This is a genomic window from Paenibacillus sp. FSL k6-2145 (assembly GCF_037976585.1).
Lineage (GTDB): Bacteria > Bacillota > Bacilli > Paenibacillales > Paenibacillaceae > Paenibacillus.
Genome location: NZ_CP150267.1, coordinates 2,700,119 through 2,715,421, shown reverse-complemented (window position 1 = coordinate 2,715,421; position 15,303 = coordinate 2,700,119). Strand labels below are relative to the sequence as shown.

Here is a 15,303-nt window from a genome sequence, read left to right as displayed (position 1 = left end):
AGTGAATAGAGCGTGTAAAGAAGTTCCTAGCTCTCAACAACAATTGTTTGTGAGCTAGTCCAGCTGCACACTGTACACAAGCTTGTTTCCTCAAACATGTTGTTATCCTCTTCAACCTCTAGTGCCATCAAATCCTGTACAGATAAAATTTCCTTGTTTTCCATGATATATTACCTCCCATTTGTCTCCCCCTCTTATAAACCAAATTCTACATAAAATTTGATATTCCTTCTTTTTAATTGAATTATTTTACATAAATTATTCACTCAATCCATTTATTTCGCCTGATCATGTCAAATTACTTGTTTCCTCAGACTAAAAAGAGGTGCAATATGACATCAGATTCCAGACTACATCGAGGTCGTTTGTTGCCGGGTACGCTGGGTACGCTTGCTACGTTCTTCACGGAAAGGTCGGACAAATAGGCTTGCCATGCCCATACAAATAACAAATGTACCAATCCCCATGTACACCCATGAAGGGTTGTACGTTTCAATGAACCACCCTCCCAGCAACAGCCCAAGCGGATTACTAATGCCACTCATCAAAACACCCATACTGTTCATGACACGTCCTCTCTTTTCTTCCGGGGTGGATAAAAGAATGGAAGTAACCAATGGTACATTCACAAGAGCTAGTCCCATCATCAACAAAAATGAACATGCAATCGCGATATACAGGTTAGGAAACATCGGCATGAACAGCAGACTTGTACCTGAGATGAGATAACTGATCAAAAACCAGTGAGCGAGCGAGAGTCGTTTGGCATATTTACCACTGAGCAGAGAACCTGCAATACTGCCAGCGGCAAAGGCTGACTGAAGCAGACCGTAGCCTTGTGGTCCGGCTTGCAGCACCATATTGGCAAAAATCGGCGTGAAAATGTGCAGTGGCGCCCCCGCAAAATTGATAATAGCTCCAAAGATAATGCAACAGGCCAAAATTTTACGGGAAAACAGGAATGTAATTCCCTGCATGCTATCTTTAACAAAACCAGAGACTCCTTTTTGTTTCACTACTTTGGTTACAGGGATGCGGATAAAGAAAATGGATATGGCGGATAGCAGAAATGTAACGGCATAGATGAACAGGATGGACTGAACGGAGATGAGCGCGATCAATATTCCCCCCAAGGCGTATCCAAGCAATTCAATCGTTTTGGAGGAAGAGTTCAGTAGTGCATTGGCTGGAGCTAATTGTTTTGTAGGTTCTGGCAAAATAGCGGGGATGACTGTCTGGGTTGCCGGATTGAACAAAAAACCAAGGATTGCAATGAGCAGATTGGCTGCGTAAATATGCCACGGAAGCATGGATCCTGTCATGAACAAAAGTGCCAATATGCAGGCTATGCCTGCACGCAATATATCTGTCCAGATCAAAAGTTGCTTTTTGGGCAGGCGATCACTGATCGTAGCCAGGGGAATGCCCAAAAATGCATAGATCAAGTACGGCAGCATCGGAATCAGTGCGGCAGCGAGTGCCGACTCTGTTAATTGGAGGATATACCACATCGTCGCCATAGAAAATAAAATCTGACCTGCGCCAGAAACCAATCTACCAACAAGAAGCACAACAAAAGAAGGAAGGCGCAAAACCGCTCGATAGCTGTCGCCGCGAATTTCATTTTTCATCTTTTTCACGCACCTCTCCCTCGTACGTAACAGATTCATCATCACTAATACGATGCAGACGCGTAACCAAACTTGAATCTCGAATGGTCTGTTGTATCTTGGCTTTTACCCGTTCCAGTTCAGCCGTATACTCGCGTATCTCGTTCAATAAGGTCTGATGGGTTCGTATGCCTTCCCTAATTAACATTGCAGTCGCATCAGAACGGTTTTTCGCTAATTCAAGAAATACAAGCTGATCTATGATATCAATCTCTTCCTGACTTAATCGAACGGAAACAACTCCCTTGGCTCCCGAAAGATTTTTGTTCGCCTGCTCCACAGATCGTTCCACCATCTGGTTAAACTGAGCTTTCTGGTCATTGTACATATTTAATTCCTCCATTCTTCACGAGTACACGCGTATATCGTAATTTGTAAATCGTAAATTGGATTTAATTTACATTATACCTGTAAATAAATGGTTGTAAAGCAAAAAAACCTTTGGATTTATCCAAAGGTTCGCCGAATATGTTATTTAACTAGTTCACTAGTCTCCCTGCCTCCACCACATACCCTCCGATTTTGGGCTGGTGTATTCAAATCCAAATTGAGCATAAAGTTGATCAGCCGGAACATCCGCCAGCAGACTGACCAAACCACGGGCAGGTACTGCTTTACGCAGATAATTCATAATTTCGCTCATGATCAGTTTTCCATACCCCATGCCCTGAACATCCGGGTGTACAGCAATATCGACGACCTGAAAGAAACAACCTCCATCTCCAATCACTCGCCCCATGCCTATCAGCATATCCTCTTCTCGCAGACATACGGCAAACAGGCTATTCGGTAATCCAATCTCCGCCCCCTCCCTACTCATCGGGCTAAGGCCGGCAATCTGCCGCAAGGCAAGATACTCCACTGCTGCGGGTGGTGTGTGTTCAATATTCACATGATCCATGAATTGTGCCCCTCTCCAATAACTAATTTCTCCCCTTGGTTCATTAAAACTCGGACACGGTAATGCTATGCCCCGAATGCTTAATACCAAATTGATAATACATGTTAATGTGGTACTAACTTGGCCTCTTGCAGCTTAATATATCTTAAAATTCGAGTGAAACATCACTAAAAGATAGTAGTAGTCTCCTATACACTTCCCAAAGGTATTTTATTTAAATTCTCCCAATGCTTCAAAGCACTATTAGTGTATACTAGTCTTTATATATATAAGATTAAGGGGCGCTATTTATAAAGACTGTATTGGTTATAACAAGTACTGTAGATCAAACTGTAGATTACTTAATTAGTAAGTTCAAACACAAAGTGAATTTTTATAGAATTAATACAGATAAGCTACAAAATTATCAAATTAAAGTAACAACATCGGGTGTAATCATTAATGGCCCCATTGGAGAAATAACAGCCGATTACATAGATGCAGTATATTACAGAAAACCAATGTTACCCGATATGACCTTGTATGATTATAAGTTCCACTCATTAATGCAGAGAGATATTCTAACTCTTATTGAAGGGATTGCAGAAATTTCAGGAAAGGTAATTCTAACGAAGCCCTCTATTTTAAAGCGAGCTGAGAACAAAGTTATCCAATTACATTTTGCCTCCAGACTTGGATTTGTTATTCCAGCTTCTCTTATTACAAATGACTGTACTGATGCCTCTTCTTTCTGTAACAATCAGACTTCAATTGTAAAACCGTTATCCGTAGGACGTATACTTGAATTACAAAAAATCAATTACATACAAACAAATATAGTTGACCAAGCAATCCCAATTCAAAACTTGGAGATTGCCCCTTCATATTTTCAAAAATACGTTGATAAAGATGAAGAATACAGGGTAACAATTGTTGGAAGAAGTGTTTTCACCGTAAAAATCCAATCAAGTGATAAAGTTGACTGGAGAAGGACGACCGCCAAAGTACATTATACTAAGGCTTCTATACCTAATACATTAGTTAATCAATGCCTTGATTTAATGAAATTACTAGATATCAACTACGGAGCATTTGACTTCATTCTAAAAGATGGTGTTTATTATTTTCTAGAAGTGAATCCTAACGGACAATGGTTATGGCTTGAGCAAGCACTATCACTAAATATATCTTCTGCAATAATTGATCATCTGTTAGGAGGAAACACAATTTATGAATAATCCTATTTATTATATCCTTAAATTTTTTTCCTTTATGCCTTTTTTTCGTATAATTGACGAAAGTAACTTTGGAGAAATAAAAAAAGATTCCAAAGTTATTCAAGTTAATTTATTCAGTGTAAGTTTAGGCACAAAAATATATTGTCTATTTTATTTAGAAGCTGATTTGTATTTGTTTTCATTATGGGTTAATAGAACTCCACGACCAGGAAATATTTTTAAATTCGGCTGGGGAAAGATTATAAATTTACATAAATTACAACCTAAACTAACTGACCAAGAACTATCACAAAAGAGAGATGATTTTGAGAATGTTTTAATACTGAAAGAAGCTTTTCAAAAAGAAATATTAACTAACACTATTCTGCATAAAATAAATGATCTTCAATTAATACGAGGAAAAAGTTTCAATAAATTTTTGGCATATCTCGCAATAATTGCGTTACTTATTCCGATATATCTTCCTTACATATTACGTATTGATAGTATTTTCAACAAACCATTTTTACCAACTTTTATTTATGTCCTTTCAAGCATAATAATATTATTTTCTCTGGTCAACGTGTTGTTTTTCTCATATAATTTTCTCAAGGTTCAAACGTATCGTCAGTTTCTTTTCAATAAAATTAAAAATGCTAGCAGTAATGACGAAACATCTATTAAGTATATATCGGGTCTTTACTTTGATTGGCAAGAAATCAGGAATAGCACTACTAAAGAAGTAACCTTGATCAAGAACATGGAGAAATATTTAACCCACATAGTGATTTGGAGCATAATAGTCTTAGTCGTGGCAACAGCTCTCAATATTAATAATGGTTTTGAGAAGAAACCTCATACTATTTCACAAACCAAAAACGAAATTCATATTTTAGATAGCTCTCTAGACACAAAATCTTTTTTCTCAAAGTCCGAGGACTTGTTAAACAATATTCAAACTGGATTATTGGAAAATGATTATAAGGAAATTATTATTATAAGCAACAAGGAAGAATCGACTGATAATTACTCGCGCATTTTTGAAATTCTAAAAGCTTATAATGCTAATTCTACCCAAATCACTGAGATAATTGATGCAAATAATATAATCCATAAAAACCAAATTCAAATAATTATAATTAGGAGATAACATGAAAACACCTTATATCGCAAAATATATTAAGTCAATTCCTCTTATTGAAACAACAAGACACTATGACGAGTTAATGCAAATGTCCTTTAATGTAAAAATAACAACAACAATTGAAGATACTGAACCGGATGAAATTAAATTCTCAGGATTCACCAAAATTACTGAAACTTTAGAAAATTCTGACGAAGACGATGTGATTGTGAACTTCAGTAGCGGAGCAGAAACCCGTTCTCTAGAAAATTCCGAGCCAGACGAAACAGTTTTCATGATTGATAACAATTCAACTAGACAAACCTATACTATTGAAAATAATGATGAAGACGACCAGGTGTCATTTGTTACATATAATTTATCAATAGAAACTGCCACAGTAGAAGACTCAACTCCAGATGAAACATCTATTTAAAATCTTAATTATTTTAATAAGCCGAATTCTCCTATCAATGGGTGGGGAAATTCGGCTTTCTTAAATTGCTTGAATTCATCTACTTCCTGTGTAATAGTGAGAGAAAGCTTACGTGAAGTTGCTGCAAAGGAGGAACAAGTGTGTTTCAACGTTGGATTGAAGATCTAACATCGCGCCCAGGTGCTGTGGCTGTGCTGCTTGGCGTCATGGCTTTGCTTCTGGGGGTATACATATGGTCTGCCACTGAAGTTCGCCGCAGCCACGAAAGGCGAATGCGAAGGATACGAGATACATTATACATAAGTACAGCCCTCTTGGGACAACTTACCATCCAGGAAAATCGGAATTATGAACCGTCGGAACCCGAACATAACGATCTGATCACAGCAATGTTAGCCTGCAAAGCCGCATCTTACCTATCCCCCCAACTACAGGATCAGATTCGTGACTGTATCAAGGAACATGACCCTGCCAAACTCGGACTGATGCACAGAGCATTGGAACGAGAATGCACCGTATTATCAGATGAACTCAGCCGGGATACACATGCAGATCATTGGGGCACAGCAGTTTGGACCATCCTTCGGCCCGTAGCCGAACCAGCTGCACTGGCGGCCACTGGATTTCTGGTTACAGATCTGGTATTGGGTCAACGGATGTTGGATGTGTCTGTAGACTCATGGGAGAGTATCTTGCCATGGATTCGCGCGGTCTCCCTAATGATCACCATCATATATGGTTACCTGCTCTGGGCCAGCCCACGTCGGGATAAGCCACGTACAGTATTCAAAATACTCTCCTTGGTGATCGCGCTATGCTCCTTACTCCACCTGATTGGAATTGTTGCTGCGCCCTACGCTCTTGGATTACAGTTAATCTTGTTCACTTCAGGCTTCAGTCTGACCGGAACACGCTCTCGCAGTGATCGCCCTTATGCAGGGCATACGGAGCTGGAACCAACGAAGCAAACCTCTACGGAGATGGAAGTGAATACACGTCGTAAATCAGTTCCCAATACCGACGAATAACTAACGCATCCAGCCGATTTTCTAAGGAACTCAGGACGTCTTACTTGACCCTCTGCGTCCTCTTTCAACATTGTAAGGAACATCATACACGTTATTTCCCAAAATCTATCGACAAAAACGATATAACAAGCTGATCATGTACGCCTTAGCTTTCAGTAGGTTTGAAGACACGATCTTAATTCTGCAAGTCTGTACACAAAAAGGGCTGAAACTACATTGTAGTTTCAGCCCTTTTCTATGATCTTTTCTTGCGAAGAATTATCCGAAGCTTATTCTGTCATCGAAGTGTAATGCATAATTACTTCACTTATTTGGCTACAACATGTGCAATGATACTACCTTTTTCGTACGTGACCGTAACATCATAACCATCTGCTGTTACACTGTCGAATTCACCTGTAATTCCATTCGCCGTGATTAACGTAATATCTTTGGAACCTTCGATCTTATAGTTGGACAAGTCCAGATTCAGGCTTCCTCCATCAATATAGAGCTTTCTGCCGACATTCAGTTGACTGTTGTCATCAGCGACAACCAATTCCAGCGTCCCCTTATCCATGGTGAAGTTTCTATTCAAGGTTAATGCTCCATCGACATTTACAACAACTGTTCCATTTTCTACATACAGATCACCTGTACCAAAAGCAGTTGCAGATTCGGCTACCAGCGTTCCTGCTTGCAGCAATGTTCCACCAGTATAGCTATTTTTCCCTGTCAATGTAAGGGTTCCTGTTCCCTTTTTCGTGAGCATTCCACTACCGGTGATATCATTTCTCCACCAGTCTTGTGCATTAAACCGTCCTTTGGAAGCATCCATATCCACAGTTACATTGTTCAAGAATGCACCGTATCCATCCGAAGCCGTGACCAGATCAATTCTACCCCAGCCCTTGGATTCATCCAGTACAGGATATCCAGAGTCAATGGACGTTGTATACAATACTTGTCTGCGTTGCTCATCTGTTAAATACGGTTGACGTGTTTCCAACAGAGCTTCTGCTCCTAGCGGTACAACGGGAGCCAACCCTTTGGTTCCTGTTTGTGGTAGACCATAAGTCATCTTCTCTCTATAGAAGGCTTTATTGGCATCATGATCTTCCCATTTGTGTTCATCGTAAGCACTCTTGAACGTGTAATCTTCGGTTACGGTGTGTGCATACTCATACAGACTCATATTGTTTTCCTTGGCTGCAGCTCCAAATACTTCTCCTGCATTCTCATAACCTTTCTCTAACACATCTTTGTTCTCAGCCTGATTAAGTGCATAGGCAGCCATGGCCGTCGACTGTATTCTTCCTCCTATAACATCAAGCGGTGAGTGCATCCCTGTAACGACTCGATTCTCGCCCAACTGAGCTGCTCTCGTTAACAATTCAGAGAATCGTTCTGGTGTAGCGTATGCCAAAGGAAATACGGATAAGTAAGCTGCACTGGTATGTCCGCTCGGAAATGCGCCATCTTTTCCTCTTCCATCCTCAGCGATTCGTTTGACATACGTTAACGCAGGAATAAGCTTAACATTGGTTTCGTATTGCTGGTAATGTTTTTCTCCTGTTGATTTGGTGCCGCCTGAAGCCAAAGGTACTTCTTTTTTCTCACCTTCGCCCAAGGTTTCCCATACAGGCAGTCCCTTGCTGTCAACAACTTCTTTCACTTCTCCATTGGAATTCATTCTCCACGGTCTAGGGGAAGAGTAGAAATATTTAGAGGGATTAGATGAGGCAGGAATTTTGAATCGAACCAGATCAACTAAATGGACCAAGTCTGAAAGTTCCGTCTTTGCTTCCCAATCTCCAATGCCTTGGCTTTCATCTTCCACTGTTTCTTCGGTCAATACCACATTCATCTCGTCCACCGTTCGTTCAACGTTTGTCTTTGGCTTGATGATATCTACATACGTGTTAGCCAACGGACCAAAGCCCTCCATCACGCTATAGATCTTATCTCTTTGGTCATCATAATAGGCTGCCAATGTCTCTTCACCTGTGCGATTTTGCGTGACCTTTTCTACATATTTGATATTGGCTTCCCAAGTTGCTTTGTTTCGGATCTCTTCATTTGCATATGTTTTCTGATCAGCGACAGCTACGGTTGGATCGTTTTTAAAGCCGTCATAATATGGGGACGGTCCATCTCCATACTTTGCATTTTTTCCGTCAGCTCCAATTTTAGTTGCCGCTGTTCCATCTCTCCAATCCGCTTGATTCATGGACCATACTTGATCAAAACCGTCCAAAATATCAATAAACGGATTGGTTTCCGCAATATTTTTCAAGGTGTCGTCTCCGGCATTGGCTCCGTGCTTCACGGCGGACAACCGAGCTTCATCTGCTGGAGGATTAACATTCAATACGGTTGCCGTTCCTTTTGGCTTAGCTGGTTTGGCAGCTGTAGTAGCATCTGTTTCCACAGCCTTAACGAGCGCAGACACTGCTTCGGCACGAGTAATGGAATTAAGCGGTTTGAAGCTTCCGTCTGCATAACCAGAGATAATTTTCGCTGCTGCCGCTCCACCTACAGCTCCCTTACTCCACGCCGCAATAGACGATGAATCGCTAAATACATTTGCTGCTGTTTCATTTAACTCCAGATTCAAAATGCCAGCGATCACTTTAGCTGCTTCTTGACGGGTGATCGGATCTTGCGGCTTCATTGTGCCATCGGTGTATCCATCTATATATCCATTCGCATTTGCAATAGAAATGGCTTCGTAATACCATGCACTCTCAGACACATCGTTAAAGGTAATTTTAGCTTGTCCGGAATATCCAAAAGCACCGTTTACCAAATTCATAAATTCTGCTCTGGTAATATACGTGTTCGGTTTGAATGAACGATCCAGGTAACCTCGAATTAATCCTTCATCACCCCATGCTTGAATATTTGCTTCCGCCCAGTGTCCCTTAATATCAGAGAACTGAATCTTCTGATCGGCTGCAAAACTCTTCTCTGCAAACGTCGGACCTACCATAGATAACATTAGAAGTAATGCCAGTGATTTTTTTAGTGGTTTTCTCATAGCCTGCAAGACACGCTCCCCATTTTCGCATTTTTTTCATTTCGTATCAGCAAATGATAAAAAAGTCTCTATCCAGATGTCTGATCTGCCGTTACTGTAGCATTAGGGGGAGTTTAGTATCTATAGAACATATTCCGTTTTATATCAAAATCGTACGTTCCAGCGCTGATATGCCAACAAAAATAGAGGAGGACACTACATTTATCAATTAGAATGTCTTTTTATGTAAACGCTTTATTAACTGAAAGTAAATTATTCAGTGGGAGTTTGTTAAATTTCGATCAACATGATTTCTAGTCCTCGGCCTGCTATATAATGATGAAGTTGTTTAGAAACGAGAAATGAAGGGGGAAAAAAGAATGCGTAAGCTATTTCAGTCTGTGAGATCCAAGATGGTTCTTTCCTACCTCGCTGTTGTTCTTGTCATTGCGCTTCTTTTCGGCTCCATTTTATATTTCTTCTTCTCCCATCAATACAGCAAAGAGATCCGAATCAATAATCAATTGTCGCTGAAAAGCACTGTTAATTATATTGAGAGCTCCGTTATCCAGAAGGTGAATCAGGTCTATCTGTCCCTGGCACTCGGTAACGCTGCAAGTATCGACTTAGATAGCTTAAAAGGAAACCATAGCAAAATCCTGGACATCGAACAGTCCCTCAAAAATATGGTGCAAAATTATTCCGATCTCATTGAAGCTATTCATGTGTACGATACGAAGAACCACTTCATCGTCTCATCTGTATATGGGCTATTGCTCTATGAGGACACGCCTTCGAGTGTGGATCATACGTCGGATTGGATTGCTGCAATGAAAGAGACTCCAGAAAGCTCCTTATGGATGAAGACTCGTATGGTGCCTCAGGATGTTTATATCGAATCACGGGAACAGGGCAAGATGAGCCCTCTAATTTCCTATGTCCACAGTTACCCGTTTCAATCTTCTGGACAGGACAGCAAGGCCATGATTGCGATTGATATCAAAGAATCAGCGATCAGTCAGATCATTAAAAATATGCTCCCTGCTGACTATGCGAATACATTAATCATCGATCAGGATGGAACCGTCATTTCTGCAGCGGACAAAACGTTGCTAGGCACCTCCACGGAGGAGAATCTAACGCAGTCGCTCCTTTCCTATCATTCTTCAGATGAGAGCTTCACACCTGTATTTAACTATGACTCTCATGTCGTTACCCAAGATCAATTTAAAGGAAATACATGGAGAATTTACACAACCACACCTAATGAAAGCTTCTATTATAAATTGGATAGCTTGAAGGAGATTTCGGTTCTTCTCGGTTTATTGGCTGTTGCGGTTGGAATAGCGATGTCGTCCATCTTTACCAGGGCCAACTATAGTCCTCTTAAGCGAATCCTGAATAACATCAAGAGCCGGATGGATAGCCCAACCAGCTTAAAACAGGACGAATATCGGTTCATCGATACAACGTTTAACAGTCTGTCCAATAAAGTTGATAGTCTTGAAGAAACCTTACAGGCCAATCACAGAATGATTAAGCATAGTATTATGCTCAATATGTTAAATAATCGATTTACACCCGAGGAACTTACGGAACAGCTCCAGTCTGTTCACATTTCAATGGCCTACTCTCGCTTCCGTTGCATCGTCATTGACCCCGTTAATGAGAAGTGGAAGGATCTTCAGCCACGACAGTTGCAGCATACGTTGTATACGATGATCCAGCAACTGGAGATCACAGAAATGGATGGAACTCAACTGCTGGCAGAGGAATTGCAGGATCACAAAATAGCCGTAATCATCTGTACCAACCAACCCGAAGAACCTCTCTCTGATCACATTGTAGACTTTATTCACACTGAGGCGAGCAGCAGATTTGGTCTGGAATTTGTACTATCGTTAGGCGGATGGGTAGAACACTTCACGAAGATTCACACAAGCTATCATCAGGCGAATACCCTGATTCGATACAGCTACTTCTTCCCCGAGCAGTCTGCCATTCAGGATCTTAATCTTCTGAACAGGGAAGCCAGCAGTCTGGAGATTCCGGAGTCATACCTCGTAAACTTTGAAAAGAAATTGCAGACTCGGGATGTGCAAGGTACAGTTCAGGCCATTCAGGAATTGGTCGCGACATTAAAGGAAGGCTCCTATTCAGCCGAATACAGTCGGATCATCTTATTAAAAACGGTATCTATTTACGCTGAGTGTATTAATCAGGTGCGTTGGCACCCCCCCGAGGCGAGTTCATTAAGTATGTACAAGCAATTTTCATTGTTCTACAATATCAACCGCTATTCAGAGTGGATGATTCATCTCGTGACCGAATTTGTGATGCATATGGAGAAGCGCAGCGAGGTACGAAGTGTGGATACCATCTCGGCTGTCAAAGCCTATGTTCGTGAACACTTATCGGGCGATCTCACGCTGGATCATGTCTCAGAGCAAGTATTCATCAGCCCTAAATATCTCAGTAAACTTTTCAAGGAAGAAACCGGAATTGTTTATTCCGAATATGTTACGAATCAGAGAATGGAACGCGCACGGGAACTCATGACACAGCGTGAAATTACGGTTGAGCAGGTCGCAAGTACGGTCGGTTACCGTACCCCCGCTTATTTCATTAAGAAGTTCAAAGAAATTCACGGCTGTACGCCAAAAAACTTTATGCGCAGTCTAATGGAACAGGGATCTATATAGGGTCAATTAGGAATATTTACACGGACACTCCGATGACAGAACAACCTTCCGATCGCTGTTATTCCCAGATTTCTTTGATCCCTTTTCTAAAAGGGGAAATCCGGGAATAAAGGCGAACGCTTCGCTTCTTCAGGTTCTTTCTGTCCTCACCGTTATTGTGTAATTGTTAAATTGAACCTATTTAGAATTTAGAATTAGGAAAGGAGCTGCTATGAACATCAACCTTTCAAGACAGCTATGTCTATTGATTGCTACATCTATTCTTATAGGATTGATGAGCGGTTGTACCGTTCTAAACAGGGAAGAATCACAAGTGCAACAGCAGGACCATCTAGCAAGCGCTGAGAAGGAGACAGCACCGCAGTATACGATATCCTGGACCATGCATCAAAATATCCCTGTTCCTGAAGACGCGGAGATGATTGCATATATTGAGGATCAGTTTGATGTCGATCTGGAGGTGTGGAATCTTGAGAACAAGCGGTACGAGGAACTGCTGGACCTGGAGCTTGCTCAAGGGAAAATACCTGATCTGTTCCGGATCAGACAACCGCATGATCTGCTTAAGTATCAAATGCAAGGGGTCTTAGCGGAAATCTCCCCGGAAGTCCTTGAACAATATGCGCCAAATATCGTACAGCGGATTCGCGATTATGATTCACGTTACCTAGAGTATGGAAAAATAAACGGCTCCTTATATGGAATTCCGGCCATCAATGAGACCAACATCTATCGAACGCCTGTCGTATACCGAGAGGATTGGCTTAAAAAGCTTGGTCTGGACGTTCCGAAGACTTTAGATGAATTTGAAACGGTTATGTATGCTTTTGCCAAAGATGATCCGGACGGGAATGGTAAACAGGATACGTATGGCCTATCCAGAGAGGGCTTAAATGTCGTGTTTGGCGCATTTGGACAGTCCGTTTTCACCGAGCAGCTGTATTTTAATGAAAAAAACAACCAACTTGTGATCGGTGCTTTGGAGCCGGAGATGAGAAAAGCCCTAACTTATATGCAAAAATGGTATCAGGACGGGATTATCGACCCTGAGTTCATAACCGGTGAAAACAAAGGCGGTTATAAACATCTATCCCATGCTTTTATTAATGGAAAAATAGGGATGACCTCAATGGGCAACTACTATCATTGGAATCAAGAGGGAGATTACAGTGTCCTGAATGAAAATGGCCAAGAAACTCCCGTGGGAGCCTCGTTCAATGTGAATGAGCTGCTACAGAAGAACGCAACTGCAGAGGTTGTATTTGGTTCTCCCGTTATTGGTCCAGATGGACGTAGCGGTTCAAAAGGGAACAATCTGCTGATGAATTTTATTGCTATAGGTGCTGAGGCTGCAAAGGAGCCGGGAAAACTGGAGAAAATTCTGGAGATCCTCGATTATGTAAGTGCCAACCCCGATCCGGTGGAGCAGATCAAAATGGAGTATGGCCTTCCAGGAAAACACTGGAATTGGAGCGCCGATGCTTCAAGCTCGTTCCATTTACTTTACCCATACAACAGAATGGAGAATTATACGAATATGATCGGCTCAAGTATTGGCATGACGGTTCCAGGTGTACCCTCGGACAAACGTGAACAGTGGGCTGCATCTTCAGGGTTGACGGAGAATGGTATCTATAATCGCCTGGAGGTTGCAACCCCTGCCCTGATTGAATATTCATCTGAGCTGATTCGCATGAGAGACAGAGCGTATATCTCCATCATCACAGGCGATCAGCCGGTGGGGTATTTCGATACTTTTGTGGAAGAATTTAAGGATGCAGGTGGGCAACAGGTGCTGCTTGAAGCAAATCATTGGTATAAGGAGCATAAGGAAACAAGTCGTGCGCAATAGGTAGGACAGTGTGAAACATACATTTCCCATGAATTTCTGGATTATACATGTGTATTCCTATACACCAATCCTTCCCTGACACAACAGAACTCTCTATCCCTTTGCACTCGCATTTGATCCGCGCAGTGAACGGGCTGAACTGCTTCGTGCCGTGCTTCCGGATTTGGAGGCGCTGCCTGAGGGCGTGTTCTCAAAACGCTTGCGTTCGGTCCGCTCCATCTGCACAATCTGACCTTCGTGCACCACGATATGCAAAGAACCAAACTCCATGTCATTCAGCTGTCCGGCAATTCGGTCCAACCATACCTCATCCACTTTTAACGGCTTAGCCATAGAGCCGCCTCCTCTTCTCGGGCTACTGCCCGCCATATTCCTAAGTACGCTGTCATCCAACGGATTTATAATTCATTCTTATCCAACCCATATACTTGGTTTATACATTATCAGGGCTTCCAGTAGCTGTCAATCTGTATTTTCTTCTTCTCATCATCACTTTTCTGAAACGGCTTTGTGTCCAAGCCAGCTCTTGAGCAGCAACGTGGCAAGAGCCAGAATCAGGAGCAGCGAAGCTACGGCAAACGAAGCCGAGAATTGATATTCGTTATACAAAATCTCCACATGTAGCGGCAGCGTATTGGTCTCTCCGCGGATATGTCCGGACACCACAGATACCGCTCCGAACTCACCCATAGCACGGGCATTACACAGAATAATGCCGTACAGCAGCCCCCATTTGATGTTGGGCAAGGTTACACTCCAGAAGATTCGCCACCCGGAAGCACCCAGCGTAACCGCGGCTTCCTCTTCCCGGGTTCCCTGGTCCTCCATTAGTGGAATTAACTCCCTGGCTACAAAGGGGAAGGTAATAAACAGTGTTGCAATGACAATACCTGGCAGCGCAAAAATGATTTTGATATCATGCTCGGACAGCCACGGCCCAAACCACCCATTCGAACCAAAGACCAGTACAAAAATCAACCCGCCAACCACAGGCGAGATCGAAAAGGGAAGATCAATTAGGGTGATCATGAGTCCCTTGCCCTTGAACTGGAACTTGGTAATGACCCACGCAGCAGCCACACCAAATATCGTATTCAGCGGCACTGTAATCGCTGCAACCAATAACGTGAGTTTCAGTGCAGACATGGCATCCGGCTCGGTAAGAGCCGCGATGTACACACCCCAGCCCTGCTTCAACGCCTCCATGAGCACAATGGCCAGTGGCAAAATCAGCAGCCATATGAGCACCAGGCTTGCCAGTCCAATCAACAACCATTTGACCCATGGAGCTTCCGTTGTTGCACGGTTCGTTCCACGCCCGGACTTTACGGGTGGAACAGGGCTCAGTGGGACAGAACCTGCCATATGCTGCACCTCCTTTGGTTTGGGTGAGTGAC

13 protein-coding genes are annotated in these 15,303 nt (G+C 42.3%); 6 read left to right on the top strand and 7 right to left on the bottom strand.

Annotated features, from left to right (window positions below; translation table 11 throughout):
* Positions 1–26 precede the first annotated feature (26 nt).
* From NZ043_RS12135 to NZ043_RS12120, 4 genes are all read right to left on the bottom strand, one after another.
* Positions 27–164, bottom strand: a complete 138-nt coding sequence (locus NZ043_RS12135) for a hypothetical protein (protein WP_161799395.1) — start codon at positions 162–164, stop codon at positions 27–29.
* 186 nt (positions 165–350) lie between these two features.
* Positions 351–1,631, bottom strand: a complete 1,281-nt coding sequence (locus tag NZ043_RS12130) for an MFS transporter (RefSeq protein WP_256332437.1) — start codon at positions 1,629–1,631, stop codon at positions 351–353.
* A complete protein-coding gene (locus NZ043_RS12125; RefSeq protein WP_339311959.1) occupies positions 1,621–1,998 on the bottom strand; it encodes a hypothetical protein in 378 nt (125 codons plus the stop codon). Before NZ043_RS12125 ends, NZ043_RS12130 begins: the two co-directional genes overlap by 11 nt.
* Before the next feature lie 159 nt (positions 1,999–2,157).
* Positions 2,158–2,571: a GNAT family N-acetyltransferase gene (locus tag NZ043_RS12120; protein WP_307415191.1), complete on the bottom strand. Its 414-nt coding sequence runs from the start codon at positions 2,569–2,571 to the stop codon at positions 2,158–2,160.
* A 365-nt stretch (positions 2,572–2,936) separates the two neighbouring features.
* Here NZ043_RS12120 and NZ043_RS12115 point away from each other — a divergent pair, with 365 nt between their 5' ends.
* The 4 genes from NZ043_RS12115 (at position 2,937) to NZ043_RS12100 (ending at position 6,354) form a co-directional block, all read left to right on the top strand.
* Entirely contained in the window at positions 2,937–3,788 is an 852-nt protein-coding gene (locus tag NZ043_RS12115; protein WP_339311956.1) for a hypothetical protein, read from the top strand.
* On the top strand, positions 3,781–4,917 hold the full coding sequence (locus NZ043_RS12110; RefSeq protein WP_339311955.1) for a hypothetical protein: 1,137 nt from the start codon (positions 3,781–3,783) through the stop codon (positions 4,915–4,917). The genes NZ043_RS12115 and NZ043_RS12110 overlap by 8 nt, the downstream gene beginning before the upstream one ends.
* Position 4,918: 1 nt before the next feature.
* Positions 4,919–5,326 (top strand): hypothetical protein, encoded by a 408-nt coding sequence (locus tag NZ043_RS12105; RefSeq protein ID WP_339311953.1) that lies wholly within the window; start codon positions 4,919–4,921, stop codon positions 5,324–5,326.
* 140 nt (positions 5,327–5,466) lie between these two features.
* The gene (locus NZ043_RS12100; protein ID WP_339311952.1) at positions 5,467–6,354 is read left to right on the top strand and encodes a hypothetical protein; all 888 of its coding nucleotides are present in this window, start codon (positions 5,467–5,469) and stop codon (positions 6,352–6,354) included.
* Between the two features lie 307 nt (positions 6,355–6,661).
* Here the strand turns inward: NZ043_RS12100 and NZ043_RS12095 are convergent, their stop codons facing one another.
* Positions 6,662–9,373, bottom strand: a complete 2,712-nt coding sequence (locus NZ043_RS12095; protein WP_339311950.1) for an S-layer homology domain-containing protein — start codon at positions 9,371–9,373, stop codon at positions 6,662–6,664.
* Between the two features lie 359 nt (positions 9,374–9,732).
* On the opposite strand from NZ043_RS12095, the gene NZ043_RS12090 reads away from it, so the two are divergent.
* Together NZ043_RS12090 and NZ043_RS12085 are read left to right on the top strand one after the other, a co-directional pair.
* Positions 9,733–12,054: a helix-turn-helix domain-containing protein gene (locus NZ043_RS12090; protein WP_339311948.1), complete on the top strand. Its 2,322-nt coding sequence runs from the start codon at positions 9,733–9,735 to the stop codon at positions 12,052–12,054.
* A 313-nt stretch (positions 12,055–12,367) separates the two neighbouring features.
* Positions 12,368–13,906 (top strand): extracellular solute-binding protein, encoded by a 1,539-nt coding sequence (locus NZ043_RS12085; RefSeq protein WP_339311946.1) that lies wholly within the window; start codon positions 12,368–12,370, stop codon positions 13,904–13,906.
* 93 nt (positions 13,907–13,999) lie between these two features.
* Here the strand turns inward: NZ043_RS12085 and NZ043_RS12080 are convergent, their stop codons facing one another.
* Both NZ043_RS12080 and cysW read right to left on the bottom strand, forming a co-directional pair.
* Positions 14,000–14,239, bottom strand: coding sequence for a YezD family protein (locus NZ043_RS12080; RefSeq protein ID WP_036607453.1), 240 nt, complete (start codon positions 14,237–14,239; stop codon positions 14,000–14,002).
* Between the two features lie 156 nt (positions 14,240–14,395).
* The gene (gene cysW / locus NZ043_RS12075; RefSeq protein ID WP_133386903.1) at positions 14,396–15,271 is read right to left on the bottom strand and encodes a sulfate ABC transporter permease subunit CysW; all 876 of its coding nucleotides are present in this window, start codon (positions 15,269–15,271) and stop codon (positions 14,396–14,398) included.
* Positions 15,272–15,303: the final 32 nt, after the last annotated feature.

Bases quoted from the DNA above. Each gene is read 5' to 3' on its own strand.
- NZ043_RS12135 (WP_161799395.1), bottom strand. From the start codon at position 164: ATGGAAAACAAGGAAATTTTATCTGTACAGGATTTGATGGCACTAGAG.
- NZ043_RS12130 (WP_256332437.1), bottom strand. From the start codon at position 1,631: ATGAAAAATGAAATTCGCGGCGACAGCTATCGAGCGGTTTTGCGCCTT.
- NZ043_RS12125 (WP_339311959.1), bottom strand. From the start codon at position 1,998: ATGTACAATGACCAGAAAGCTCAGTTTAACCAGATGGTGGAACGATCT.
- NZ043_RS12120 (WP_307415191.1), bottom strand. From the start codon at position 2,571: ATGGATCATGTGAATATTGAACACACACCACCCGCAGCAGTGGAGTAT.
- NZ043_RS12110 (WP_339311955.1), top strand. From the start codon at position 3,781: ATGAATAATCCTATTTATTATATCCTTAAATTTTTTTCCTTTATGCCT.
- NZ043_RS12105 (WP_339311953.1), top strand. From the start codon at position 4,919: ATGAAAACACCTTATATCGCAAAATATATTAAGTCAATTCCTCTTATT.
- NZ043_RS12095 (WP_339311950.1), bottom strand. From the start codon at position 9,373: ATGAGAAAACCACTAAAAAAATCACTGGCATTACTTCTAATGTTATCT.
- NZ043_RS12090 (WP_339311948.1), top strand. From the start codon at position 9,733: ATGCGTAAGCTATTTCAGTCTGTGAGATCCAAGATGGTTCTTTCCTAC.
- NZ043_RS12080 (WP_036607453.1), bottom strand. From the start codon at position 14,239: ATGGCTAAGCCGTTAAAAGTGGATGAGGTATGGTTGGACCGAATTGCC.
- cysW (WP_133386903.1), bottom strand. From the start codon at position 15,271: ATGGCAGGTTCTGTCCCACTGAGCCCTGTTCCACCCGTAAAGTCCGGG.